22 protein-coding genes and 1 pseudogene are annotated in these 23,424 nt (G+C 70.1%); 15 read left to right on the top strand and 8 right to left on the bottom strand.

The window, feature by feature from the left end:
- Window positions 1-150: 150 nt before the first annotated feature.
- From OGH68_RS00980 to OGH68_RS00960, 5 genes are all read left to right on the top strand, one after another.
- Window positions 151-1,476: an ABC transporter substrate-binding protein gene (locus tag OGH68_RS00980; protein WP_264241335.1), complete on the top strand. Its 1,326-nt coding sequence runs from the start codon at window positions 151-153 to the stop codon at window positions 1,474-1,476.
- Window positions 1,477-1,620: 144 nt separating this feature from the next.
- Window positions 1,621-2,493, top strand: a complete 873-nt coding sequence (locus OGH68_RS00975) for a carbohydrate ABC transporter permease (RefSeq protein WP_264241334.1) — start codon at window positions 1,621-1,623, stop codon at window positions 2,491-2,493.
- Window positions 2,490-3,377 carry a carbohydrate ABC transporter permease gene (locus tag OGH68_RS00970; protein ID WP_264241333.1) on the top strand — a complete coding sequence of 296 codons (888 nt, stop codon included), beginning with the start codon at window positions 2,490-2,492 and terminating at the stop codon, window positions 3,375-3,377. The genes OGH68_RS00975 and OGH68_RS00970 overlap by 4 nt, the downstream gene beginning before the upstream one ends.
- A gap of 88 nt (window positions 3,378-3,465) precedes the next feature.
- Window positions 3,466-3,651 carry a hypothetical protein gene (locus tag OGH68_RS00965; RefSeq protein WP_264241332.1) on the top strand — a complete coding sequence of 62 codons (186 nt, stop codon included), beginning with the start codon at window positions 3,466-3,468 and terminating at the stop codon, window positions 3,649-3,651.
- A gap of 47 nt (window positions 3,652-3,698) precedes the next feature.
- Complete coding sequence (locus tag OGH68_RS00960) at window positions 3,699-4,880, top strand: NosD domain-containing protein (RefSeq protein WP_264241331.1); 1,182 nt, start codon at window positions 3,699-3,701, stop codon at window positions 4,878-4,880.
- A gap of 89 nt (window positions 4,881-4,969) precedes the next feature.
- On the opposite strand, the gene OGH68_RS00955 is transcribed toward OGH68_RS00960, so the two are convergent.
- Together OGH68_RS00955 and OGH68_RS00950 are read right to left on the bottom strand one after the other, a co-directional pair.
- Window positions 4,970-6,109 carry a site-2 protease family protein gene (locus tag OGH68_RS00955; protein WP_264241330.1) on the bottom strand — a complete coding sequence of 380 codons (1,140 nt, stop codon included), beginning with the start codon at window positions 6,107-6,109 and terminating at the stop codon, window positions 4,970-4,972.
- A 158-nt stretch (window positions 6,110-6,267) separates the two neighbouring features.
- Window positions 6,268-7,269, bottom strand: a pseudogene (locus OGH68_RS00950) (SDR family oxidoreductase).
- Between the two features lie 381 nt (window positions 7,270-7,650).
- On the opposite strand from OGH68_RS00950, the gene OGH68_RS00945 reads away from it, so the two are divergent.
- Window positions 7,651-9,261: a cytochrome b gene (locus tag OGH68_RS00945; RefSeq protein ID WP_264241329.1), complete on the top strand. Its 1,611-nt coding sequence runs from the start codon at window positions 7,651-7,653 to the stop codon at window positions 9,259-9,261.
- Between the two features lie 24 nt (window positions 9,262-9,285).
- Here OGH68_RS00945 and OGH68_RS00940 read toward each other — a convergent pair whose 3' ends face one another.
- The 3 genes from OGH68_RS00940 to OGH68_RS00930 all read right to left on the bottom strand — a co-directional run bounded on the left by OGH68_RS00940 (window position 9,286) and on the right by OGH68_RS00930 (window position 12,077).
- Complete coding sequence (locus tag OGH68_RS00940) at window positions 9,286-9,675, bottom strand: cytochrome c oxidase subunit 4 (protein ID WP_264241328.1); 390 nt, start codon at window positions 9,673-9,675, stop codon at window positions 9,286-9,288.
- Window positions 9,672-11,390 carry a cytochrome c oxidase subunit I gene (gene ctaD, locus OGH68_RS00935; protein WP_264241327.1) on the bottom strand — a complete coding sequence of 573 codons (1,719 nt, stop codon included), beginning with the start codon at window positions 11,388-11,390 and terminating at the stop codon, window positions 9,672-9,674. Before ctaD ends, OGH68_RS00940 begins: the two co-directional genes overlap by 4 nt.
- Window positions 11,391-11,522: 132 nt before the next feature.
- Complete coding sequence (locus OGH68_RS00930; RefSeq protein WP_264241326.1) at window positions 11,523-12,077, bottom strand: hypothetical protein; 555 nt, start codon at window positions 12,075-12,077, stop codon at window positions 11,523-11,525.
- A gap of 583 nt (window positions 12,078-12,660) precedes the next feature.
- Between OGH68_RS00930 and OGH68_RS00925 the strand changes: the two genes are divergently transcribed.
- The 9 genes from OGH68_RS00925 to OGH68_RS00885 all read left to right on the top strand — a co-directional run bounded on the left by OGH68_RS00925 (window position 12,661) and on the right by OGH68_RS00885 (window position 21,430).
- Entirely contained in the window at window positions 12,661-13,011 is a 351-nt protein-coding gene (locus tag OGH68_RS00925; protein WP_264241325.1) for an NADH-quinone oxidoreductase subunit A, read from the top strand.
- Window positions 13,002-14,306: a hypothetical protein gene (locus tag OGH68_RS00920; protein WP_264241324.1), complete on the top strand. Its 1,305-nt coding sequence runs from the start codon at window positions 13,002-13,004 to the stop codon at window positions 14,304-14,306. The genes OGH68_RS00925 and OGH68_RS00920 overlap by 10 nt, the downstream gene beginning before the upstream one ends.
- On the top strand, window positions 14,299-15,228 hold the full coding sequence (locus tag OGH68_RS00915; RefSeq protein WP_264241323.1) for an NADH-quinone oxidoreductase subunit H: 930 nt from the start codon (window positions 14,299-14,301) through the stop codon (window positions 15,226-15,228). Before OGH68_RS00920 ends, OGH68_RS00915 begins: the two co-directional genes overlap by 8 nt.
- Window positions 15,229-15,244: 16 nt before the next feature.
- The gene (locus tag OGH68_RS00910) at window positions 15,245-15,805 is read left to right on the top strand and encodes an NADH-quinone oxidoreductase subunit J (RefSeq protein ID WP_264241322.1); all 561 of its coding nucleotides are present in this window, start codon (window positions 15,245-15,247) and stop codon (window positions 15,803-15,805) included.
- Entirely contained in the window at window positions 15,802-16,107 is a 306-nt protein-coding gene (locus tag OGH68_RS00905) for an NADH-quinone oxidoreductase subunit NuoK (protein WP_264241321.1), read from the top strand. The genes OGH68_RS00910 and OGH68_RS00905 overlap by 4 nt, the downstream gene beginning before the upstream one ends.
- Window positions 16,104-17,978, top strand: coding sequence for a proton-conducting transporter membrane subunit (locus tag OGH68_RS00900; RefSeq protein ID WP_264241320.1), 1,875 nt, complete (start codon window positions 16,104-16,106; stop codon window positions 17,976-17,978). Before OGH68_RS00905 ends, OGH68_RS00900 begins: the two co-directional genes overlap by 4 nt.
- A 7-nt stretch (window positions 17,979-17,985) precedes the next feature.
- Complete coding sequence (locus OGH68_RS00895) at window positions 17,986-19,491, top strand: complex I subunit 4 family protein (RefSeq protein ID WP_264241319.1); 1,506 nt, start codon at window positions 17,986-17,988, stop codon at window positions 19,489-19,491.
- Window positions 19,488-20,909 carry an NADH-quinone oxidoreductase subunit N gene (locus tag OGH68_RS00890; protein ID WP_264241318.1) on the top strand — a complete coding sequence of 474 codons (1,422 nt, stop codon included), beginning with the start codon at window positions 19,488-19,490 and terminating at the stop codon, window positions 20,907-20,909. Before OGH68_RS00895 ends, OGH68_RS00890 begins: the two co-directional genes overlap by 4 nt.
- A gap of 215 nt (window positions 20,910-21,124) precedes the next feature.
- Window positions 21,125-21,430, top strand: a complete 306-nt coding sequence (locus OGH68_RS00885) for a DUF6223 family protein (protein ID WP_264241317.1) — start codon at window positions 21,125-21,127, stop codon at window positions 21,428-21,430.
- Window positions 21,431-21,527: 97 nt separating this feature from the next.
- On the opposite strand, the gene OGH68_RS00880 is transcribed toward OGH68_RS00885, so the two are convergent.
- The 3 genes from OGH68_RS00880 to OGH68_RS00870 all read right to left on the bottom strand — a co-directional run bounded on the left by OGH68_RS00880 (window position 21,528) and on the right by OGH68_RS00870 (window position 23,367).
- The gene (locus tag OGH68_RS00880; RefSeq protein ID WP_264241316.1) at window positions 21,528-22,121 is read right to left on the bottom strand and encodes a DinB family protein; all 594 of its coding nucleotides are present in this window, start codon (window positions 22,119-22,121) and stop codon (window positions 21,528-21,530) included.
- Between the two features lie 104 nt (window positions 22,122-22,225).
- Window positions 22,226-22,690, bottom strand: coding sequence for a helix-turn-helix transcriptional regulator (locus OGH68_RS00875; protein ID WP_264241315.1), 465 nt, complete (start codon window positions 22,688-22,690; stop codon window positions 22,226-22,228).
- Window positions 22,691-22,740: 50 nt separating this feature from the next.
- Window positions 22,741-23,367: a glyoxalase gene (locus OGH68_RS00870; RefSeq protein WP_264241314.1), complete on the bottom strand. Its 627-nt coding sequence runs from the start codon at window positions 23,365-23,367 to the stop codon at window positions 22,741-22,743.
- Between the last annotated feature and the right edge of the window lie 57 nt (window positions 23,368-23,424).

Below are 23,424 nucleotides of genomic sequence, written 5' to 3'. Positions count from 1 at the left end.
CTTTCATCGAAACGTTTGCCCCGAGGTCACCGGGTCCCGCGATGTGAACCCTCTGTCCCTCAAAGGGACACTTCGCGTAGCCGGTCCGGGCAACCCGTCGTGGTCGAGTCAGCAGACGCGCATCGAACGATGCCGGCGAAAGGTGCACCTATGTCAACGATGACACACAAGGCCGGAAGGCCGGGCTCGCCGCGGACCCTGCGCCTCGCGAGCAGTGTCACAGCGACGGTCATGGCGGCCGCGATGCTGACGGCCTGCGGGACCGGCCCCGGGGGAGCGTCCGGCGAGGGGCTGATCACCCTCGCGATGCACAACCCCAACATCCAGGAGCAGGACCCCGCGACGTACGAGCTCGTCCAGGCGTTCAACGCGAAGAACCCGACGATGAAGGTCAAGCTCCTCGGGCGCCCGATGGAACAGCATCAGCAGCAGATGACGATCGCCGCGCAGAGCGACACGCTCCCCGAAGTGTTCTGGGTCTACGACGCTCTGGCGAAGACCATGGCGAAGAACGGCGACCTGCTCGACCTGAAGCCGGTCCTGGCGGAGAAGGACCTGGAGACCAAGTTCGCGCCCAACATGCTCAAAGCCTTCGAACAGGGCGACACCCAGTACGGAGTTCCCTACCAGGCACTGATCACGGGCTTCTACTACAACAAGGCCATCCTGGACGAGCACGGCATCCCGGTCCCGAAGACGTTCGACGACCTGCTCGCCGCCGTCAAGAAGCTGAAGGCCGCGGGCGTCGTGCCCATGGCACAGGGCGCGAACAACTCCTCGTTCAGCGTCTGGGCGTTCCTCACGATGCTGGACCGCTTCGGCTACGAGGAGAAGTACCAGGCCATCCTGGACAAGAAGCAGAGCTACGACAACGCCGACTTCCTGCGCCTCTACAAGCATGTCGAGGAGCTCGCCGACGCCGGGGCCTTCCCGCCCAACATGTCGACGCAGACCTACACACAGGCCGTCGCCTCTTTCACCGCCGGCCAGGCGGCCTTCCTCGACTCCGGTGTCTGGGAAGCCGCGAAGATCCAGCAGAGCCTCGTCGGCAAGGACGTCGGCTTCTGGGCCGGCCCCACCTTCTCCGACGGCGTCGGCAACCAGAACCTGGTGATGAACGCTCCCTCCGCACCGCTCGTCGCCTCCGCCGCGGTGAAGAAGGACCCCGAGAAGTACGAGGCCGTCAAGAAGTTCCTGCAGTTCTACTACAGCGACGAGGGCCAGCAGATCCTGGTCGACAACGCACAGCCGCCCGTCACGACGTACGTCCCGGCCGTGGACAGGAGCAAGTCCCCGGTGTTCTGGGCCGTGCTGGAGGAGGCGGCCAGGCCCGAGCTCTCGAGCCCCGCGGCCCAACCCGACCTGGTCGTCCCCGCGAAGACGGCCAACGCGATGTACGACAGCTTCTACGGGGTCATGTCGGGCGCGATGAAGCCCGGGGAAGCTGTGCAGCTGGTCCAGCGGACCCTCAAGTAGCCGACGGCACGACGCAGCCGGCGGCAGCCGCCCGCGCAAAGCCCCAGCACAAAGGCCGCGCGCAAAGGCACCGCGCAACGGCTCGTGCAGCCGCCCGCGCGGGCGCGAGAAGGCCCGGCCGTCGGCCCGAATGGCAAGGACAGCATGAACTGGCTCACCACACGCCGCAGCTTCACCCTGATGATCGCGCCGGCGTTGCTCCTCTACACGGGGTACATGGTCTACCCGATCCTGTACTCCCTCTACTACAGCTTCACCAGCTACGACGGTGTCTCACCGGCGACGTTCACCGGTCTCGACAACTACCGCGCGATGGCGAACGACACGGTGTTCACGACGTCGGTCCAGAACACCGGCATCATCCTCGGCATCGCGGTGACCCTTCTGGTGCCGCTGGCGTTCCTCATGGCCGTCCTGCTCAGCGGCAACGTCAAGGGAAGCGCGATCCTCAGGCCGCTCGTCTTCGCGCCGGCGATCGTCGCACCGATTCTCGTCGGGCTGATCTGGATCTTCATACTCGACCCGAAGATAGGCCTGCTCAACGCGCTGCTGCAGGCCGTCGGCATCGCCGTCCAGCCGCAGTGGATCGGGGGCAGCACGCTCAGCCCCTACTCGATCGCGTTCGTCTACCTCTGGCAGCAGATCGGATTCATCGTCACCATCCTCTACGCCGCGATCCGCATGCTGCCCCGCGACGTGATGGAGGCCAGCACCCTCGACGGCGCCTCGCGCTTCCAGCAGCTCCGGTACATCACCGTGCCGATGCTCCGGCAGTCGTTCGGGATCTGCACGGCCCTGGTCGTGACCGGCGTCTTCAAGATCTTCGAGCTGGTCTACGCACTGACCGGCGGCGGCCCGGTGCACCTCTCGGAAGTGATGGTCAGTTACATGTACTACGTCACCTTCACCACCCTGCAGTACAGCTACGGCATGGCGCTGGCCGTCGTGGTCTTCGTGATCGGCGTCCTCGCCACCGTCGCCACGCTGTTCGGCGTCAAGAGGAGGGCGGCGGCGTGAAGACGACCAGCACCCGGAACACAGCGTCGCAGGCCGAGCACCGCCCGGCCCGGTCTCCGCGTCGCGGCCGCGTCATCGCCTCGGCCGTCGCGTACCTCGTCACCTTCGTGATCCTGCTGCCGCTCCTGTGGATCACGCTGCTGTCCTTCCAGACGAACGAGAACATCCTGGCGAACCCGTTCTCGCTGTCCGGCCTCGGCCTGACCAACTACCGGCAGGCCCTGGAAACCCTCGACCTGATGCTCATGTACAAGAACACGCTGATCCTGGCGGTGTTTTCCGTGACCATCGGCCTGGCCGTGTCCTACATGGCCGCCTTCGCGCTGACCCGGATGGTCTTCCGCGGCGGCAGGCGCGGCGTGCAGAACACCATGAAGTACTACTTCCTCGCCGGCCTCGCGATACCCGTCTACATCCTGCTCTTCCCGGTCTACCGACTGGACATCGCGCTGGGCCTGTTCGGTACGCACGCCGCGCTGATCCTGCCCTACATCGCCGTCTCGATCCCCTTCAACATCCTGCTTCTCACGGGATTCCTCCGGGAGTTCCCGGAGGAGATCGAGCAGGCGGCGATCATCGACGGGGTGGGGCTCTGGTCGATGGCCTGGCACGTCGTGTTCCCCCTGATGCGCCCGGTCGTGGCCACCCTTGCGATTCTCAACGTGATCTACGTCTGGAACGAGTTCCCGTTCGCCGTGACGCTGATCAACGATCCGGAGCTGACGACGATCTCGCTGGGAATCTCCCAGTTCCAGGGCGTCTACAGCGTCAACTACGGGGCCATGATGGCGTCCGCCGTCCTCGTGCTCGTCCCGCAGCTGGTGATCTACGCGGTCTTCCAGCGACAGGTCATCTCCGGCATGACGGCGGGCGCGATCCGCTGACACGACGACAGCGCCCCGCCGCGCACGCCCGGGTGCTCCCTCCGGAACCCACCGCCCACCGATCCCTTCGTCTCGTCCAGGAGCCGACATGACCCCAAGGAAGCCGCAGATCTCCCGCCGCGGCGTGCTGGCCGGCCTCACCGCCGCTCTGGCCTCGGCGGCGTTCGTGAACACCGCACGGCAGGGCACGGCCCAGGCGGCCACGGCCACGGCACCGGCCGTGGCGCCGCCTCCGTCGCACCCGCCGTACCACTCCATCGTCGGCCTTCTCTGACCGGCGTCGTCAAGGAACTCCAACCGACCACCCGAGGAAGGAACACCATGGCAGACACCGTGTACGACGTCACGACATGGACCGGAGCGACGGTCTCCCCCTATGTGGACATCGGTGCCGTGATCAACCAGATCATCGCCGACATCAAGTCGAAGCAGACGACGCAGACCACGAGACCGGGTGCGGTCGTCTACATCCCGCCGGGCCACTACGACCTGCTGACGCGCGTCGTCATCGACATCGGCTTCCTCCAGATCAAGGGAGCCGGCCACGGCTTCCTGTCCGAAGCGATCCGCGACGAGTCGCCGACGGGCTCCTGGGTCGAGACGCTGCCGGGTGCCAGCCACATCCGGGTCAAGAACACCGACGGCCACCAGGAGGCGTTCCTCGTCAGCCGCTCCGGGGCGCCCGCCACGGTCGGCCGGCTGAACAGCATCGTCTTCCAGGACTTCTGCATCGACGGCGTGTCCTCCACGAAGCCCTACACGCCGGGCAACTCCAAGACCGGGATCTCGTTCCAGTCGGACAACGACGCGGTCCGGATCGAGGGAATGGGATTCGTGTACCTGGAGCACGCGATCATCGTGAAGGGTGCCGATGCTCCCAGCATCACCAACAACTTCATCGCCGAGTGCGGCTCCTGCATCGAGCTGACCGGAGCGTCCCAGGTCGCCAAGATCACCAACAACTTCCTCATCAGTTCCTGGGGCGGCTACTCGATCTTCGCCGAGAACGCGGAGGGACCGCACATATCCGGCAACACCGTTCTGTGGGCCTGCAACATCACGCTCCACAACGTGAACCGGGCCTCCATCACCAGCAACAAGCTGCTGAGCAACTTCCCGAGCATGATCGCGCTGCTGAACGGGAGCTCCGAAAACCTGATCGCGAGCAACCACTTCCGGCGGGTCCACGGAGACGGCACGAGCAACCGCTTCGACGACAAGTTCGGCCTGGTGCACATCGCGGGCAGCGGGAACACGGTGACCTCCAACCAGTTCTCGTTCTCCGTGCCGGCCCAGAACATCACCCCGGCAGGCGCCGACCCGACGATCGTGCTGGTCAAGAGCGGCGACAACAACTATCTGGCGGCCAACCACATCACCAGCAACCTGCCCGCCAAGGTCGTCCTCGACGCCGCCACCACGGCCACCAAGGTGCTGTACAGCGCAACGACCGCACAGCTCGACGCTTTCACGTCCAGCCACTCCATGGTGGCGACTCCCTAGCCGGCCGCGCCCCGTGGTCCGCTGAAGAGCGCGCGGACGGGCATCGTGGTCGCCGGCGACCACGATGCCCGCCGCGCTCGCTCACAGGCTCAGAAGGCCCTGAAGCGCCAGGCGGCCGAGGACGCCAGCCAGGTCGTGACACGGCTGATGTCGGAGCTGGTGATCATGCCCACCAGCCGCCCGTCCTCCAAGACCAGAGCGCGGTGCGCGGGGCTGGTGTCCAGGTCGGTGAGGAGGTGCACCAGGGGATCGCCCGGCCGCGCGGTGGGAATGTCCTCGAGGGGAATCATGGCCGAGGTGACGGGCGCGTCATGTTCTTCCTCCGGCAGGCCGGTGACGGTCTTGACCGTCACCAGGCCGACGGGGCGCTGATCGGGGCCCACCACCGGGAAGGCGGAGTGCCGGTAGCGGTAGAGCGGGTCCGCGAGGAACTCACGGACGCTCAGCGAGGCGGGTACGACCACCGGCCCGGTACTCATCACCTGCCGTACGGAAACGCCGCTGAGCAACTCCCGCAGCTTCGCCCGGCCGCCCTCGGCGGTCGCCATGGCGGTGAGGAACCAGCCCACGACGACGAGCCAGAACCCACTGAACACGGCCCCGAGGAACACCAGGTACAGGCCGGTTCCGATCAGGACCCAGCCGAGGGCCTTGCCCGCGCCGGTCGCCACCGCGGTGGCGCGGAGGGGATCGCCGGTCCTCCGCCAGACCACGGCCCGCAGCAGCCGGCCACCGTCCAGCGGGGCGGCGGGCAGCGCGTTGAAGACGGCGAGTACGAGGTTGATGCCCGCCAGCCAGGCCAGCGACTCGACCAGCAGCCCCGCTCCGGCGACGATCCCGGCCAGCCCGGCCGCCAGACCGAAGCCGACGGCCAGCAGCAGACTGACCAGCGGTCCCACGCCGGCGATCCGCAGCTCCGCCCCCGGGGAGGGGGACTCGCTCCGCAACCGGGCGACTCCGCCGAGCAGCCAGAGGGTGATGTCGCCGACCTCGACTCCGTTGCGGCGGGCCACGACGGCATGGCTGAGTTCATGGGCCAGCAACGACAGCAGGAAGACCACCGCGGCGGCGAGACCCGTCAGCCAGTACACCCACCCCGGCCGGCCCGGATAGACCTCCGCAAGCCGGCCCGCCAGCCCGAGACCGAGCACCACGACGATCACCAGGACGCTCCAGTGCACACCGACCCGGACCCCCGCCGGCCGCCCCAGGGAAAGCGTCGCCTTCACGGGGTACACACCTCCACGCAGGTCGAGGGCTTGTCGTCCGCAGCACATTCCGACCCGGGCAACGACTAACCCTCCTCGTCCCGGCGAAACCGCATCGAGGCGAGTTTCTGCCGTGCGGTGTCGACGGCCGGAGAGGAAGCAGGCCGGGCCACGCCGTCTCAGCGACGACGACGGATCGTCGCCCACCACAGCGTGGCCGCCGCACCCGCGGCGGCCGCCGCTCCGGCCGCCCGTGGGTGGTGGGTCAGCAGCGCCTGCCTCGAACGGGTGCGCGACTGGTCGTCGAAGACCCCGTGCGCTCCGCAGTCGCTGCTGTCGTCGGCCGGCTCCCACAGATTCCTGGTGCGGTGCTCCGCCGGCTTGTCGTCACTCTGCTGCGAGGCGAAGCCGGTCCGTGCCAGACAGCGGTCCAGCAGCGGAGCGGCCAGCCTGTTCGCCCAGAGGGTGGCCGTTGTGGAGGCGCCGGCGTAGTACTGCTTGCGGCGCGGATGGTCGCGGCATGCAGCACCGCCCGGGCGGCCACCTCCGGCTGGTGGATCGGCGGGACGGGCTGAGGGTGCTTGGGCAGCCAGGACAGGACCCAGGAGAACTGGGGTGTGTTGACGGCGGGCATCTGGACCACGGTGACATGGACATTGCTGCCCTGGTGCAGCAGTTCGGTGCGGATGCTGGAGGTGAAGCCGTTGATGGCGTGCTTCGCGCCGCAGTAGGCCGACTGCAGGGGGACCGAACGTTCACCGAGCGCTGATCCGGCCTGGACGACGGTGCCACGGTCCCTGGGCAGCATCCGCCTCAGAGCACTGCGGGTCCCGTTGACGAGCCCCAGGTAGGTCACCTCGGTGACGCGACGGTACTCGTCCGGCTCGATGTCGACGAACGAGGAGAACACGGAGGTGAACGCCACGTTCACCCAGACGTCAATGGGACCGAACGCCGCCTCCGCCGCGGCGGCGGGCCGCCTCGACCTGGGCGTCGTCCGCCATGTCGGTCGGCACCGTCAGGGCCCGGCCGCCCAGTTCCTCTACCTCGGCGGCTGTGGCGCGCAGACCTGCCTCGCCGCGTGCCAGGAGCGCCAGATCCGCCCCGCGCTGGGCGAAGAGCCGGGCGGTCGCCCGGCCGATCCCGGCGCTTGCTCCCGTGATGACGACGGTGGAAGCCATGGGGACGTCCTCTCATGAGGGCGCTCGCGGGCGAGCGTGGCGGAGGTCCCCAGCATCAAAGCGTGAGCCGGGACCCGCGGAAGGTTGCCACGCAGTGGCTGCCCCCGCGCGATGTGTCGAGCGGTTCCGGCGTACCTCCGACGGGGGAGTCCGCCGTGACTCCTCCGGGCCCGGCCGATCCGGCGGAGACAGCAGCGAAGAGCGCTCGCCGCCCCCGGGCCGTCCCCCGGGAGCCGTGCCCCTGTTCTGCGTAATGCGGGCCCGCGCTCCGATTCGGATCGCATAGTGCGGGTACTTCCGTGCGGTTCCGAGGACGCACGGCGTGCGGTTCCGCTCGCGAGGGACAGGAGTTGACGGGTGCTATTCCGCAGACGCAGGCGAATGCTCGAAGAGAAGGCACATGAGGCAGCCCGTGCCGGATACATCGCAGTCGACCGCCGTGCACCCGTCTCCGAGGCCGGCAAGGGACTGATGCGCAAGGCATTCCCGGACCACTGGTCGTTCCTCTTGGGCGAACTGGCCCTCTACAGCCTCGTCGTGCTGGTGCTGACAGGTACTTACCTGACGCTGTTCTTCGACCCCGGCATGGAGACGGAACCCTACCGCGGCTCCTACGGACCCCTGCAGGGCGTGCTCGTCTCGGACGCGTACGAGTCGACACTGCACATCAGCTTCGACGTGCGGGGCGGCCTGCTGATCCGGCAGATGCACCACTGGGCCGCTCTGATCTTCGTGGCCGCCCTCGGCGTTCACATGCTCCGGATCTTCTTCACCGGCGCGTTCCGCCGGCCCAGGGAGATCAACTGGATGGTGGGTGTGACGCTGTTCCTGCTCGCTCTGCTGGAGGGCTTCGCCGGCTACTCGCTGCCCGACGACCTGCTGTCCGGAACCGGCCTGCGCACCGCGAACACGATCGTCACCTCGATTCCCGTCGTCGGAACGTATTTGAACTTCTTCCTGTGGGGCGGAGCCTTCCCGGGTGAGTCCATCCTGCCGCGGCTGTACATCGTCCATGTGCTCCTCGTCCCCGGCCTTCTGATCGCCCTGGTCCTGGTCCATCTGCTGTTGGTGGTGTATCTGAAGCACACGCAGTGGTCGGTGCCCGGAAGGACGAACCGCAATGTGGTGGGGCAGCCGATGTTCCCGCACTTCATCGCCAAGTCGACCGGCCTGAGCCTGATTGTCGCCGGCGTCAGCGCCTGGCTCGGTGCGGTGGCCCAGATCAACCCCGTCTGGAACTACGGTCCCTACCGGACCGACCACGTGTCCACGGATTCACAGCCGGACTGGTACGTGGGCTTCCTCGAGGGCGCGATGCGGCTGATGCCTCCGTGGGAGAACGAGGTGGCCGGACACACGATCATGTGGAACGTCTTCGTCCCGGCGGTGGTGCTTCCCGGTCTGCTCTTCTCGGTCCTCTACATGTACCCCTACTTCGAGAAATGGGTGACCGGCGACCTGATGGAACATCACCTCTGCGACCGGCCCCGGGACCGTCCCACGCGTACCGGGCTGGGAGTGGGGGCCGTCGTCTTCTACGCCGTACTGCTCCTGGCGGGCGGCAACGACGTGGTCGCCCTGATCTTCCGCGTGCCGGTGGAGGCACTGACGTGGATCCTCAGAGTCGCGGTGATCGCCGGCCCGGTGATCGCCTTCATGATCACGAAGCGGATCTGCCTGGCACTCCAGGCGCATGAGCGGGAGCTCATGGAGGAGGGAGAGGAGACGGGCCGGGTGCGGCAGAGCGTGTACGGCGGAATCAGCGAGGTCCACCAGCCGCTCGACGCGGAGCGCCGCTACCGCGCGCTGGTGCGGGACGTTCCCGAGCCGCTGGCCCCGCCGGACGGACGGGCAGCACGGAGGGCCCGTCTCCGGAGCCTGCTGAGCCGCTGGTACTACCGGGACCGGGTGGAGATGCCGGCCACGGCCGAGCAACGGGTCCAGATCACCGAGAAGATGAACGACCCCGTCGTCGGTGCGGAGGAGAAGTAGCGGCCGGCGACGGACGCCGGCGCGTCAGTCGTCCCGTGCGGCGAACTGGAAGGTCATGCCGAACACCCCGGCGCCGGTCATGCCGAGACCGATGAGGAACAGCCACAGTCCGTAGACGATGCCGAGGCTGAGCAGAGCCATGCCCAGGGCGATGAGGACGGGGTACGCGCTGTGCGGCGGGAAGAAGTCCAGCGCGCCGGTGCGCTCCTGGATCCGCGACTCCGGGCGGTCCTCGGGCCTTTTGCCCTTCCTGCGGTAGTTCGCCGCGCAGAAGAACGAGATGAGTGCCGACATCAGAAAGGAGACCGTCAGCGCCGCGATCCCGGCCGGCTCTCGTGCGAACCAGATGTAGGCGACATCGGTGATCAGGAAGAAGAGCGCGACGCCTGCGAACATATAGGCCTCGGATTTCATTCGCTCTGGCCTCCGAGTGTGTCCGGGGTCGGCCGGGTCACCGCGTGATCGGCAGGCCGCAGTTCGACGGTCCGCGGGTGGTTCAGGTCGAAGGCGGGGGAGTCGGACCGGATCCGGGGGAGCGCGTCGAAGTTGTGCCGCGGCGGGGGGCAGGAGGTGGCCCACTCCAGCGACCGGCCGAATCCCCAGGGGTCGTTCACCGTCACCTTCGGCGCGTACTTCTGGGTCTTCCACACGTTGTACAGGAAGGGCAGCGTGGACAGACCCAGCAGAAACGCCCCGATCGAGGAGATGGTGTTCAGCGCGGTGAATCCGTCGGCGGCGAGATAGTCCGCGTAACGGCGGGGCATTCCGATCTCACCGAGCCAGTGCTGGACCAGGAACGTGATCTGGAAGCCGATGAACAGCGTCCAGAAATGGATCTTGCCGAGACGTTCGTCGAGCATTCTGCCGGTCATCTTGGGCCACCAGAAGTAGAACCCGCCGAACATGGCGAAGACGATCGTGCCGAACAGGACGTAGTGCAGGTGGGCCACGACGAAATAGCTGTCCGTGAGATGGAAGTCCAGCGGGGGTGAGGCGACGAGCACACCGCTCAGACCGCCGAGGAGGAACGTCACGAGGAACCCGACGGCCCAGAGCATCGGGGTCTCGAACGAGAGACTGCCTCTCCACATCGTGCCGATCCAGTTGAAGAACTTCACACCGGTCGGCACGGCGATGAGGAACGACATGAGCGAGAAGAAGGGCAGCAGGACCGCCCCCGTGGCGAACATGTGGTGCGCCCAGACGACGGCCGAGAGCATCGTGATGGCGATGGTGGCCCCGACCATGCCCACGTACCCGAAGACGGGCTTGCGGCTGAACACGGCGACGATCTCGGTCACCACGCCGAAGAAGGGCAGCGCGACGATATAGACCTCGGGGTGGCCGAAGAACCAGAACAGGTGCTGCCACAGCAACGCACCGCCGGCCGCCGGGTCGTAGATGTGCGCGCCGAACCTGCGGTCCGCCACCAGGGCCAGCAGAGCCGCTGCCAGCACGGGAAAGGCGAGCAGCGCGAGGATGGAGGTGAACAGGATGTTCCAGGTGAAGATCGGCATCCGGAACATCGTCAGACCCGGAGCGCGCAGGCTGATGATCGTGGCGATGAAGTTCACGGACCCCAGGGTCGTACTGATGCCCGCCAGGACCAGCCCCATGGCCCACAGATCGCCGCCGGCGCCGGGGGAGCGGACGGAACTGTTCAAGGGTGCGTAGGCGAACCACCCGAAGGACGCGGCACCGCTGGGGAGAAGGAAACCCGAGACGACGATCAGCCCGCCGAAGAGGAAGAGCCAGTAGGTCAGCGCGTTGAGCCGCGGAAAGGCGACGTCGGGGGCGCCGATCTGCAGAGGCATGACGGCGTTGGCGAATCCGGCGAATGTCGGTGTCGCGAAGAGCAGCATCATGACGGTGCCGTGGATCGTGAAGAACTGGTTGTACTGGTCCGCGTTCACGATCTGCATTCCCGGCCGCGCCAGTTCGGCCCTCATCAGCATCGCCAGAATTCCGGCGAACAGAAAGAAACCGAACGACGTGACAAGGTACATGTTGCCGATCGTCTTGTGATCGGTCGTGGTGAGAATCATCCGGAACCGACTGCCCGTACGGATCCGTGCGTTGCTGGAACCATCGCCTGCTTGCTGCCGTGTTCGATGTTCCAGCTCTGCCATGGCCCCTCCGAAGCGCTCGGTCCCGGTGGTGTGCCGGCCCACCACCGCGCCTGCTGGGTAGCCGCCTTTCCCGTACGGGAAACGTGTCTGTGAGCTGTATGGCGTACGCCGCACAACCTGCGGGCCCGATGACTACTCGTCGCGGGGCAGCCGACCGTGCGTCGCATACGCGAGGACCGCTCCCGCAAGGAGGCATCCGGCCAGTCCGGCGGCGAGGTCGGCGATCGTGTCGTCGTAGCCGACGCGCATCGACCGGGGCGCCAGCTCCTCCACCACCCACTCGTAGAGTTCCCACACTGCGGCGGTGGCGAGGCCGATCCACGCCACCCACAGCGTCAGCACCCATCGCGGGGCGCTGACGGCGCCCGCGCGGACGGCGGGACCACCGAGCCGCAGCAGAGCGAAGAACACGATCACGCAACCGGTACCCGACAGGAGGAAGTGGACCGCCGTGTCGAGATGCGGAACCGTCCTGTACCACTGCCCCGTGTCGCACCACAGGGACAGTGCGACGGTGACGGAGAACGCGGCTTCGTAGGGCCCGGGAACGACCAGGCGGGTCACCGCCAGGAGCAGCACGATCCCCAGCAGGAATCGCAGGGCCCGGGCCTGTTCGCCCATGACGGCGAAGGCCAGAGCGCCGGAGGCGAGCGTCAGAAAGGCCGCTCCGGTCCCCAGGCGCGCCACGAGATCTCTCCGCCGTTCAGGCCCGCCCGACGAAGAGGGCCGTGCCTCCGGTGCGTTCATCGGACCGGCCTCCGGCCGAGCGCCTCGCCGATCACGGCTCCGATCCGGTACCGGTGCGCAACGCTGTGCCGAACCGCCGTGCAGGTTTCCATGTCGCTGCCTCCACCTCGGGACAGGGCAGACCTGCCGCCCCATCGAATGGTGCGTCCCCACCTCGCCGTCCCGACGCGAGTGACACTCACTCATCCCGCACCGGCGAGGAGACGTCGAGCAGCAGGGCGCCGATTGCCGCGCCGGGCGGATCCGGTGGGCCGCCGCTGGCGCGTCGTACGCAGTTCGCGCGGCAGAGCCGGAATGCTCGACATCGGCCCGGCGGACGTCCCAGGGGTCCGCGGCGGGATGCTCACTCCCTTCTCGGATTTCGCATGCCCGCACGGGTACCCGATGCTTCTGGCGCGACGGGCAGGGAGGACGTGCACATGGCAGTGGGAGAGGCGGCGTCGGTGCGGACGGCGACCGGCGCCGGCGCCGTCGGCTCGGCGGACCACCGCCCCCGGATGGACTCCCGGGCGGGGGAGAGGCGGTGAGCGGCTCGGCGGCCGCGCTGTCCCTGCTGGGCATTGCCCTGCTCGGAGCCGTCGGCGTCCACGGGGCCGCGCGGTTGCTGCGGGTCTCGGGCGAGGCACTGACCGCCGCGCCGTTCGGATCGGGGCTGGAACCGGTGGAGCACGCGGTCAGCCGCTTCCACGTGCGCTGGTACACGGTGACCATGCTGTTCCTCGCCTTCGACATGGAGATGGTCTTCATGTACCCGTGGACGCGCGTGATCTCGGCGATGGGAGCCGGTGCGGTGATCGAGATGTTCGTCTTCCTCGCGATCCTGCTCACCGGAGTCGCCTACGCCTGGCGGGAGGGCGCACTGCGATGGACCTGACGGGCATGGCGCTGCGCGCGGTTGCCGCCCGGCCGCACGTGCTTCTGGCCGCCACGCCGGGCGGAGCCGCCGCGCGAGTGGCCGCCGAGAGTCACCTGCGACGGCGCGACTGGCCCCTGGCGTCCACCCCGGCCCAGGCGGACGTGCTGTTCGTCGCCGGGCCCGACTGCCCCGCTCTCGAGGCGGCGCTGCAACGGCTGTGGCAGGACATGCCCGCCCCACGCACCCGCGTGCGCGCCCGCGACGCCGACGAGGTGACGGACGCGCTGGACGCCGCTCGCGGAAACCTGCGTCTGCGCCCGGGCCGGCCGACCGTACGGCGACGCGGCTCTCCGCCGGCCGGACCGGCCGGATCGGACGCACACCGGCAGCATGACCGTCATGCCCCGGGCGGGCAGGACGCGCACGACGGCCACGGCAGTGGCGACCCCGAGGGGCAGGACGAGCACGGCAGTGGCGAGCACGGCCACGGCGGCCACGGTGGTGACACGGCGGAGATGCCGGGCGGGCTGCCCATGGCCGAGCAGGGCGAGGACCGCGACGGCCTGACGCTGGACCGGCTGCATGTGCCGCTGGGGCCGTTCCTGGCCGACTGGCCCGCCGGACTCGTCGTCCGCCTGGTGCTGCAGGGCGACGTCGTCCAGCGGGCCGACCTCGAGGAACCGCCGCCGCCCGCCGCGGCGCCCGCCCATCCGTTCTGGACCCGGCCCTGGTTGCGGGCCGCGGCCGGTGAGCCCGTCCGTACCGGGGAGGCCGTCCGCCGCCGGGCGGCGGCACACCTGGACAGCCTGGGGCGCCTGCTGGGCGTGGCGGGCTGGCCCGTCGAGGCCACGAGAGCCCGGCGGCTGCGCGACGACCTGCTCGACGGTGCCCCGGCCGCGGTGGTCGCCCCCCGGCTGGAGCCCCTGGCCCGGCGCGTGGGCCGGTCACGGACGCTGTACCGGCTGACCCGGGGCATGGGCGTCGTCACCACCGCGGACGCCGAGGCGTCCGGAGTGAGCGGCCCTGCCGCGCGCGCCGGTGGGGACGTGCCGGCCCGCTACCGGCAGTGGCTCGCCGCCATCCGCGGGGACGTACCGCGGCTGGACGACCGTTCACCACTGGACCCTGCCCTGGACGAGGGCCCGCGCGGCCGCTGGGACGCCGAGCGCCCGCCCTCGGCAGCCCTGGCCGCGTTGCTGCCCCGGCTGCTGGACGGCGCCGAACTGGCCGCGGCCCGCCTCGTCGTCGCCAGCCTCGACCCGGACCCGGACGAACTGGCCGCCTGCCCCCGGGAGGTGAGGGCGCGTGGTTGAGGCGGGAGCGTGGTGGACGCTGCCGGCCGCACCGGCCCTGCTGACGCTCCTCGCCCTGCTGGCCGTCGTAGCCGACGCCGTGCTCGACGCGCGGGACGCCGGCCGGCCGGTCACCGCCTCCGCCGCGCTGAGGCCGCTGCTGGGGGTGCCGAGGGCGCTGGTGTCGCAGCCGCGCCGGACGGCCGCGGCCGACCGGCTCCTGTGGCGGCTCGGGGTGGTCACCGTGCCCGTGGCCGCCGTGCTGTCGACGCTGGTCGTCCCGTTCGGGAACGTCGCGGTCGCCGACCTGTCGGTCGGCGTCGTGTGGTTCAACGCCATGGAGGTGCTGACCTGGGCCGGGCTGTGGCTGGCGGGCTGGGGGCCGAACGCGGCGTTCCCCCTCGTCGGCGGCTACCGCTTCCTGGCCCAGGGCCTGGCGTACGAGCTGCCGCTCATGTTCGCCCTCATCGCGGCCGCCACCGGTGCGCAGTCGCTGCGGGTCGGCGACATCGTCGCCGCGCAGCACGGCCTGTGGTACGCGGTGTGGATGCCGGTGGCGTTCGTCGTCTACCTGGCGGGCGTGCTCGCCTTCAGCTTCCTGGGGCCGTTCGCCTATCCGGCGGGCCGTGACATCGCGGGCGGCGTGCTGGGCGAGACCTCGGGAGCGGACCGACTGCTGCTCCAGGCCGGCCGGTGGCTGTGGCTCGCGTCGGGAGCGGCGATGGCGGTGCCGCTGTTCCTGGGCGGCGGAGCCGGGCCGGGACTGCCCGCCTGGGCGTGGTCGCTGGTCAAGACCCTGCTGGTGCTTGCCCTGTTGGTGTGGGTGCGGCGGCGGCTCCCGGCGATCCGGGCGGACCGGTACGTCGAGTTCGCCTGGGTCGTGCTCCTCCCGCTGACGATCGTGCAGGCCCTGGTCCCGGCTGTGGCCGGTCTCGACCGATAGGAAAGGAGCGCCCTTCATGGGCACGGTGCTGCTGTGGGTGCTGGGCGCGTCGGCCCTGGCCGGCGGGGTCCTGGTGTTCACCTGCGACTCGATGGCCCGGGTCACGTTCGCGCTGCTGGGCTCACTGGTGTGCGTCGGCGGTGTGGTGACCGTGCTGGGGCTGCCCTATCTGGGGGTGGTCATCGTGCTGATGATGGTCATGGAGATGGTGATCATGGCTGTGTTCATGATCGCTTACATGATGAATCCGGCCGGTCTGATGCCGATGTCGATGCTGCACAACAAGCGCGGCGCACTGGGCATCAGCACGGCGGTGTTCGTCGCACTGACCGCCGGGATCTTCGTGACACCCTGGCCCGAGCGCACGGGATCCCTCCCGCGGGACACCACCTTCCAGGTCGGAATGTCCCTGATGAGTGATCAGATGCTGACCATGGTCGTCCTCGGGCTCGTGCTGCTGGCCACCATGGTCGGCGCGACGGTCCTGGCCACCCGGCGCGGACGCTACGACCGCTTCGGCGACGACCTCGATCAGCGGCCTCCCCGGGACCCGGCCGGCGGAGGGGTCGGCCGATGACCTTCGAGCTCGTATTGGTCCTGGCCGCCGCACTGTTCTCCATCGGCCTGTTCGGCGCCCTGTCGCAGCAGTCCATCGTCATGATCATGATGGGGATCGAGCTGATGATCGGCGGCATCGTCGTCGCCGCCGCCGCCTTCTGGCGCTTCCTCGCCCCGGCGGCGGGCGCCGGGCAGGTGGTGATCGTGGCCGCGGTGGTGGCGATGGCCGTCGAAATGGCGATGGGCTTCGCCGTCACCACCGCCATCTTCCGGGCCCGGCAGGTCGACATGACCGACATGGCCGAGGACCTGAAGGGATGACCGCGCTGATCTGGCTGCTGATCGGCCTGCCGCTGGGCACCGGTGCCGCCCTCGCTCTGGCCGGGACGCGCGTGAACCGGCAGGCGCCCGCCCTCGGCGTGGCGGCAGCCTCGGCGACGCTGGCTCTCGCGGTCGCCGCCGCGACGGCCAGACCTGCGGCGAGCGCGCCGCTGTTCGCCGGAATTCGGACGGGCCTTGCGGTGGACGGCCTGTCCGCGGTCCTGGTCGTCACGGTCGCCGCGGTCACCACGGCCGTCCTGGTCTTCTCCGCCGGAGAGTTCGGTCAGGGGGAGAACCGGGGCCGGTTCACCGGACTGATGCTGCTGTTCGCCGGATTCATGCTGGTGACGGTCACCGCGACCACGCTGCCGCTGCTGCTGATGGCCTGGGAGCTGATGGGCGCGGCCAGTTGGGCGCTGATCGGATACTGGTGGCGCCGGCCCGGACGGGCGCGTGCCGCGGACACCGCGTTCCTCACCACCCGCACCGCGGACCTCGGCCTGTACCTGGCCGCCGGTGCCGCGCTGGCCGGCGGGGCCGGCACCCTGCGGCTGGACGCCCTCCCGGACGCCTCCGCCCCGTGGCTGCATGTGGTCACCGCCGGGGTGGTGGCCGCGGCGCTGGGCAAGTCCGCGCAACTGCCGTTCTCCTTCTGGCTGTCGCGGGCCATGCAGGGACCCAGCCCGGTGTCCGCGCTGCTGCACTCGGCGACCATGGTCGCCGCCGGGGCCTACCTGCTGCTGCGCCTGCACCCGCTGCTGGCCGCCACCGGCTGGGCCGGACCTGTCGTCGCCTGGACCGGCGCGGCCACCGCTCTGGCCCTGGGCGTGGTGGCCGTCGCGCAGAGCGATCTGAAGCAGCTGCTCGCGGCATCGACCGCCTCACAGATCGGTTTCATGGTCCTGGCCGCCGGCAGCGGCGGCGTCACCGCGGGCACCACCCAGCTCGTCGCGCACGCCGCGACCAAGTCCGGCCTGTTCCTCGCCGCCGGGGCGTGGCTGACCGCCCTCGGCACCAGGCAACTGCCCGCCCTGCGCGGTGCCGCCCGCGGCCACCGCACGGTCGGCGCGTGCTTCGCCGTCGGCGCGCTCACCCTGGCGGGGCTGCCGCCGCTGTCGCTGTGGGCGGCCAAGGACCTGGTCCTCGCCTCGGCGCTCGCCGACAGCCCCGCCCTGTACGCGGTCGGCCTCGCGGCGGCCGCCGTCGCCGCCGTGTACAGCGTCAAAGCACTGTGGTACGTCACCCGGCCCCTTCCCGCCGACGCGCAGTCCGGATACGACACCGAGCAGCACGGCACCCGCCGTACCGCCCCCACCACGCCCGCCCCGCTGATCGCCCTCGCGCTCGCCGCGGCCGTACTCGGTGTCCTCGCCCTGCCCGGACCGGCCGCCTGGATGCGGGACCTGGTGGGTGCCACCGGTGAACCCCCGCCCAGGCCGTGGGAGCTGGGCCTCTCCGCCGGCGTCGCGCTCCTCGCCGCGGCCCTCGCCTGGTGGCGGCCGTTCCCCCGCCGCGCCCTCGTGCCCGGGGCCGCGGCGCGATGGGCGGAGAACTGGCTCGGCCTGGAACACGCCGCCCAGGTGCTCGTCGTCCGGCCGACGACGACCCTGGCCCGTGCGCTGGCCGCGTTCGACGACCGGGTCGTGGACGGCGCCGTCCGGCAGCTGGCGCGCGGCGGGCTCGCAGTTGCCCGGCAGGCCCGCCGCCTGGACGACGACGGTATCGACGCCGCCGTCGGTGCGGTCGCCGCCGGGGCCCGGAGGCTGGGCCGGTGGGCGCGCCGCCCGCAGACCGGACTGCTGCACCAGTACTACGCCCAAGCCGCCGTCGGCTTCGCCGTGCTGACCCTGATCGTGCTCCTGGTGAGGTAACCCCCCTGTGCTGACCGCCCTGACCTTCCTTCCGCTGCTGATGTGCGTGCTGCTGACGGTCCTGCCCCGAAGCCTCCCGGACCGGGCGTGCCTCTGGCTGTGGATCGCCACCACCGCCGCCGAGCTGGCACTGGTCGTCGCCCTGTGGGCCGCCTTCGATCCGCACGGCGGCATGCAGAACCAGCAGCGCGTCCGCTGGATCCCCGGCGCGGGAGTGGGCTACCACGTCGGCGTCGACGGAATGTCCCTGCCACTTCTCGCCCTGACCTGCGTGCTGTTCCTGGCCGTGGCCGTCTACTCGCTGCGCGAGACGCGGCGCGTGCGACCGTACGTGTGCCTGTTCCTGTTCCTGCAGACCGTCAGCCTCGGCGTGTTCGTCGCTCTCGACCTGATCCTCTTCTTCGTCTTCTTCGACCTGTCCATCGTCGGCATGTTCTTCGTCATCGCCGGCTGGGGACACGGCGAGCGGGCCCGCGCGGCGGCGCTGAAGTTCTTCCTCTACACCTTCATCGGCTCCCTGGCCCTGCTGCTCGGCTTCATCGGCCTCTTCCTGGCCGCCGACCCGCACACCTTCGACATCGTCGACCTCACCGCCGCCGACCCCCTGTCCGGGCGCGGCCCGTACGCCGCTCTCGTACTGCTGGCCGTCGGAGTGGGGCTGGCGGTCAAGACACCCACCGTGCCGTTCCACACCTGGCTGCCGCCCGCCCACACCGACGCACCCGCCGTCGGATCCGCGATCCTGGCAGGCGTGCTGCTGAAGATGGGCACCTACGGATTCGTCCGCATCGCCATGCCGCTGCTCCCCGGCAGCTGGCGCCACTACGCGGTGGTGATCGTCGTCGTCGGAGTCGTCTCCGTCGTCTACGGAGCGCTGGTGGCCCTGGCCCAGACCGACTTCAAACGCATGATCGCCTACACCTCGGTCAACCACATGGGCTACATCGTCCTCGCCGTCGGCGCCGCGGGCACCCTCGCCGGTACCGACGCCCAGGCCCGCTCCCTGGCCGTCACCGGCGCCGTCACACAGATGGTCAGTCACGGCCTGATCACCGGCGCGCTGTTCCTGCTCGCCGGCGTCCTGTACGACCGCGGCGGCACCTACGCCATCGACGCGTACTCCGGCCTGGCGGAGCACACCCCGCGCTTTGCCGCCGTCACCTTCGTCGCCGCGTTCGCCAGTCTCGGCATCCCGGGTTTCTCCGGGTTCATCGCCGAGTTCCAGATCTTCACCGGCTCCCTGGCGTCCCAGACGCTCGCCACCGCCGTCGCCCTGACCGGCATCCTCGTCACCGCCGCATTGTTCCTGCGCGCGCTGCGAGCCATGTTCCTCGGGGCTCCGCGTCTGCCGCCGTCCCTCCACACCGGCGGCTTCCGGGACTTGAGAAGCAGCGAAGGGGCCTCCAGCGTCGTGCTGCTGGCCCTGGCGCTGGTGATCGGCATCGCGCCGCGATGGCTGCTCGACGTCGTCGAACCCGCCAGCCGTACCCTGACCGGGCTGGTGGCCCGGTGAACGAGAACCTCGCCGCCCTCCTCCCCGAACTCGCACTGGCCGCCGCCGCGGTACTCGGCCTGCTCGCCGGTTCGTGGCTGCCGCGCCGCCGCCAGTGGGCCGTCGCCGTTCTCGCCGCCGCGGCCTGCGCGGCCGGTCTGACCGCGACAGCGGTCACCATGGCCACCGACAGTCGACAGACCGTCTTCTCCCATGCGTTCGCCGTCGACACCGCCACGAACGCCGGCCGCCTGATCGTCCTCGGGGCCCTGCTGCTGGTCATCGCCATGTCGGTGGAGACGGTGCGCGGCCACAGACGCGAGACGGAGTACTGGGTCCTGCTGCTGCTGACGGGCCTGGGCACCCTCGCCCTGACCGGCGCGAACGACCTGCTCACCCTCTTCGCCGCCTACCTGCTGGCCAGTGTCCCCGCCTACGCTCTCGCCGCCTTCGCCAAGGACGCGCGCGGCACCGAAGCAGCCCTGAAGTACTACCTGATGGGCGCCCTGACCGGCACCGTCATGCTCGCCGGCACGGCCCTGCTCCACGGCGCCGGCCACGCCACCCTCTACCGCGCCCTGCGCACCGCACTGCCGCAGGCCCCCTACGGGCTGGTCGCCGTCGGACTGGTGGCGGTGCTGGCGGGGCTGCTGTTCAAGGCGGGCGCCGTGCCCGCCCACTTCTGGGTGCCGGACGTCACCGACGGCACACCCTCGCCCGTCGCCGCCTACGTCACCACCCTGCCCAAGATCGGCGGACTGATCGCCGGTTACCGCCTGCTCCACCAGGCCCTGCCCGAAACCGACGTCAACTGGCCGCTGCTGCTCGCGGTCCTTGCCGCCGTCACCATGACACTGGGCAACCTCGCCGCCTTCTTCCAAACCTCCGTGAAACGCCTGCTCGCGTACTCCACCATCAGCCAGGTCGGCTACCTCCTCATGGCCCTCGCCGTCGCCACCCGCACGGACCTCGCGCAGCCGGCCCTGTTGTACTACCTCGCGGCCTACGCGGCCACCAATCTCGGCGCCTTCGCCGTCGTCACCGAACTCCCCGCCGCACGCACCCTCGACGACTACCGGGGCCTCGCCCGCCGCCGCCCGGGCCTCGCCGCCGTCCTCGTCGTCTGCCTCCTCGGCATGGTCGGCACCCCGCCCACCGGCGTCTTCCTGGGCAAGCTGCAGGTCTTCAGCGCCGCCGTCGACGGCGGCTACAGCTGGCTCGCCGCACTCGCCGTCGCCAACACCGTCGCCTCGCTCTTCTACTATCTGCGCTGGCTCTCGCCGGTCTTCACCACCACCGATGCCGCAGCCGCGGACACGCACGCCGTCCTCGGCCGCTGGGCCGCCGCCACCGCCGGCACGGCGGCCGCCGTCTCCCTCCTCCTCGGCCTTGCCGCGGGAGCCGTCCTTCCCTTCGCCACGGGCAGCCTCCTGCCCTGACCGGATCGATTCGAGCACTCCGGTGCGGACCGTGGTGTTCGACGCGACCGTGACCTGCGGGCAACTCTGCCGGTTCGCCGCCGCGGAACCGACGGTCCTGGTCGCCCTGCTCCGAATGCTGCGCGTGGCGACAGCCGGTGGGAATCCGAACACGCCGCTGAGGTGCAGCGCGCGGCGGACCTGGTCCGAGGCCGGCCGCCGCCAGTGTCTACACCATGAGCTCCGGACGGATCGGCGCCGTCGCCGCCGCCGTGCTGGGGCTGACCGGCGTGGCCGTCGCCGGACTGGCGCTGGCCCGCCCCGCCGGCCGCTTCGGCACCGCATCCGGGCGGCTCGGAGTCGTCGCGGCCCTGGCGGCGGGGCTGACCGGCGTGGCCCTCGACGCGCTGGTCGTGGCCACCGCCGACGGCGGTCTCGGCACCGGCAACGGGCTGGGCGGGGCCTTCGTGGCGCTGCTGCTGGGGCTGATCGCCGTGGTCCTGGCCGGGCTGGCCCTGGTGCGTTCCCGCCGCACCGGCTGACGCGGGCCCGTGCGGGGCGAAGAACCGGCAGCGTCCTGCCGCCGCGTCTTCGGCCCCGCCGGCCCGGTCAAGATGCCCGAGCGCCGGGCATCCGGCGCTACGCGTCGCGGTCGGCCTCCTGCGCCACTCGCTCCAGCCGGGTCCGATGGCTCTCCCACCACGCCGAATCGCCCGGCGGCATGCTGTCGTTGTTTTTGTTCATCCCGACGGCCCCGTCCATGAGTTCCCGGATGATGTCGGCGTGCCCGGCGTGCCGGTGTGTATCGGCGATCACGCGCACCACGGCATGATGCAACGTCACCTTGTCCCTGCCGGTGGGCCACCACGGCACCGTGCCGATCGTCTCCAGCGGCAGCGCGTCGATCGTCGCGTCCGCGTGTGCCCATGCCCGGTGGTAGAGCTCCACGATGAAGGCGCGTGACTCGTCGGCGGTGGCCCACATGTCGGCGTTGGCTTCAGCACCGTCCTCGAGCCAGGGCAGCGGCTCACCGGACGGCCGCCCGAACGTGTCCCCGAGATAGCCGAGTTCCACGCCGGCCACGTGTTTCACCATGCCCAGGAGGTTGGTGCCGGTCGGCGTCATCGGGCGGCGGACGTCGTACTCCGAGAGCCCTCCGAGCTTCCACAACAGGGCATCGCGGGCGGACTGCAGGTAGAAGTGAAGGTCGGCCTTGGGATCCGATGTGGTCATGGGTCAAGTCTGCCGCCCGCGTGATCGCTGTCCACTGCCTTTTGCCTTGCTCACGCGGCGAAGGGAACCCGGCCTCCTGACGCGTCGGCGACAGCCCGGCCCTTTCACGCCGGCTTCGGCTCGAGGACCCGCGCTTCCCGGTTCCTGATCGGCCTGGTCACGCGTTTCGCCACGCACGACGGCATCCCCGCCGTCGCGCCCGCCGCCTGTCGCCGGTAGACGCCGGGCGGCACACCGACCAGCTCGGTGAAGCGGGTGCTGAAGGTGCCCGGAGACGAGCAGCCGACCGCGAAACAGACCTCGGTGACGCTGAGGTCGCCGCGGCGCAGCAGCGCCGTCGCCCGCTCGATACGGCGCGTCATCAGACCGGCGTACGGCGACTCGCCGTAGGCCAGCCGGAACTGGCGGCTGAGGTGTCCGGCCGACATGTGCACGTCGCGGGCGAGCGCCTCGACATCGAGCGGCTGCGCGTACTCCCTGCCGATCCGGTCCCGGACGCGGCGCAGCCGCGCGAGGTCGTTCAGGCGCTGCGCCGCGACGAGTGCACGGCCCCATGCGGGGTGACACATGTGAGGGCTCCGTTCGTCGTCGATGTCGGCGTGCACCTGCGTCACCCGGTTCACAGCGACGCGGTCTCCGACGCGGTCGTCCACGCGAACCCGTCGGGGTCGGTGAACGGCGCGGCATCGCTGTCGATCGTGAGCCGGTGCGATCCGGTGCCGTCGGGAGAGACGCCGGCGACCTTGGCCAGGGCGCGGCGCTTGTACAGCGCCAGCTTGACGGGACCCGAACCGGTGGCGAACTCGACGTACTTGCTGCCGAAGCTCTTCCCCACGGCGAGGCCGTGATCGACGTAGAACCGCTTGGTCGCGGCCACGTCCACGACTCCCAGCAGGAGCACGATCTCGTCGATCCGCCGGGTGGCCGGGCCGGTGTTCTTCTTCGACGACGACGCGATCTGCCAGATCGTCCCGTCCGGGGCCTGTACGACGCCCCCGTAGCCCCAGAGCGACTTGGCAGCGGGCTTCAGCGTCGTGGCGCCGGCGTCCACGGCCGCGTCGACGAGGGCGTCGACGTCGGCCGGCTGGGACACCACGAGCGACAGCGTGAACCCGCGGAAGCCGGTGGTCGGTGCCTTCGAGGCCCGCAGGCGTATCTGACTGCCCAGGCCGAAGGCGTCGGTGTAGAAGCGGTCGGCGGCGGTGGGGTCGGTCACCTCGAGGGTGACGGATTCGATGGAAGTCATGACGATGACGCTAGCCGCGGCTGTGGGACCGGCGCTTCTCGATTCCTGACCAGAACG

The organism is Streptomyces peucetius (genome assembly GCF_025854275.1).
Lineage (GTDB): Bacteria > Actinomycetota > Actinomycetes > Streptomycetales > Streptomycetaceae > Streptomyces > Streptomyces peucetius_A.
This window is presented reverse-complemented; position numbering and strand designations above follow the sequence as displayed.

What these genes read in the sequence shown, in the direction of transcription:
- OGH68_RS00980 (WP_264241335.1), top strand. Translation starts at nt 151, where the DNA reads ATGTCAACGATGACACACAAGGCCGGAAGGCCGGGCTCGCCGCGGACC.
- OGH68_RS00975 (WP_264241334.1), top strand. Translation starts at nt 1,621, where the DNA reads ATGAACTGGCTCACCACACGCCGCAGCTTCACCCTGATGATCGCGCCG.
- OGH68_RS00965 (WP_264241332.1), top strand. Translation starts at nt 3,466, where the DNA reads ATGACCCCAAGGAAGCCGCAGATCTCCCGCCGCGGCGTGCTGGCCGGC.
- OGH68_RS00960 (WP_264241331.1), top strand. Translation starts at nt 3,699, where the DNA reads ATGGCAGACACCGTGTACGACGTCACGACATGGACCGGAGCGACGGTC.
- OGH68_RS00945 (WP_264241329.1), top strand. Translation starts at nt 7,651, where the DNA reads ATGCTCGAAGAGAAGGCACATGAGGCAGCCCGTGCCGGATACATCGCA.
- OGH68_RS00940 (WP_264241328.1), bottom strand. Translation starts at nt 9,675, where the DNA reads ATGAAATCCGAGGCCTATATGTTCGCAGGCGTCGCGCTCTTCTTCCTG.
- ctaD (WP_264241327.1), bottom strand. Translation starts at nt 11,390, where the DNA reads ATGGCAGAGCTGGAACATCGAACACGGCAGCAAGCAGGCGATGGTTCC.
- OGH68_RS00920 (WP_264241324.1), top strand. Translation starts at nt 13,002, where the DNA reads ATGGACCTGACGGGCATGGCGCTGCGCGCGGTTGCCGCCCGGCCGCAC.
- OGH68_RS00910 (WP_264241322.1), top strand. Translation starts at nt 15,245, where the DNA reads ATGGGCACGGTGCTGCTGTGGGTGCTGGGCGCGTCGGCCCTGGCCGGC.
- OGH68_RS00905 (WP_264241321.1), top strand. Translation starts at nt 15,802, where the DNA reads ATGACCTTCGAGCTCGTATTGGTCCTGGCCGCCGCACTGTTCTCCATC.
- OGH68_RS00900 (WP_264241320.1), top strand. Translation starts at nt 16,104, where the DNA reads ATGACCGCGCTGATCTGGCTGCTGATCGGCCTGCCGCTGGGCACCGGT.
- OGH68_RS00885 (WP_264241317.1), top strand. Translation starts at nt 21,125, where the DNA reads ATGAGCTCCGGACGGATCGGCGCCGTCGCCGCCGCCGTGCTGGGGCTG.
- OGH68_RS00880 (WP_264241316.1), bottom strand. Translation starts at nt 22,121, where the DNA reads ATGACCACATCGGATCCCAAGGCCGACCTTCACTTCTACCTGCAGTCC.
- OGH68_RS00875 (WP_264241315.1), bottom strand. Translation starts at nt 22,690, where the DNA reads ATGTGTCACCCCGCATGGGGCCGTGCACTCGTCGCGGCGCAGCGCCTG.
- OGH68_RS00870 (WP_264241314.1), bottom strand. Translation starts at nt 23,367, where the DNA reads ATGACTTCCATCGAATCCGTCACCCTCGAGGTGACCGACCCCACCGCC.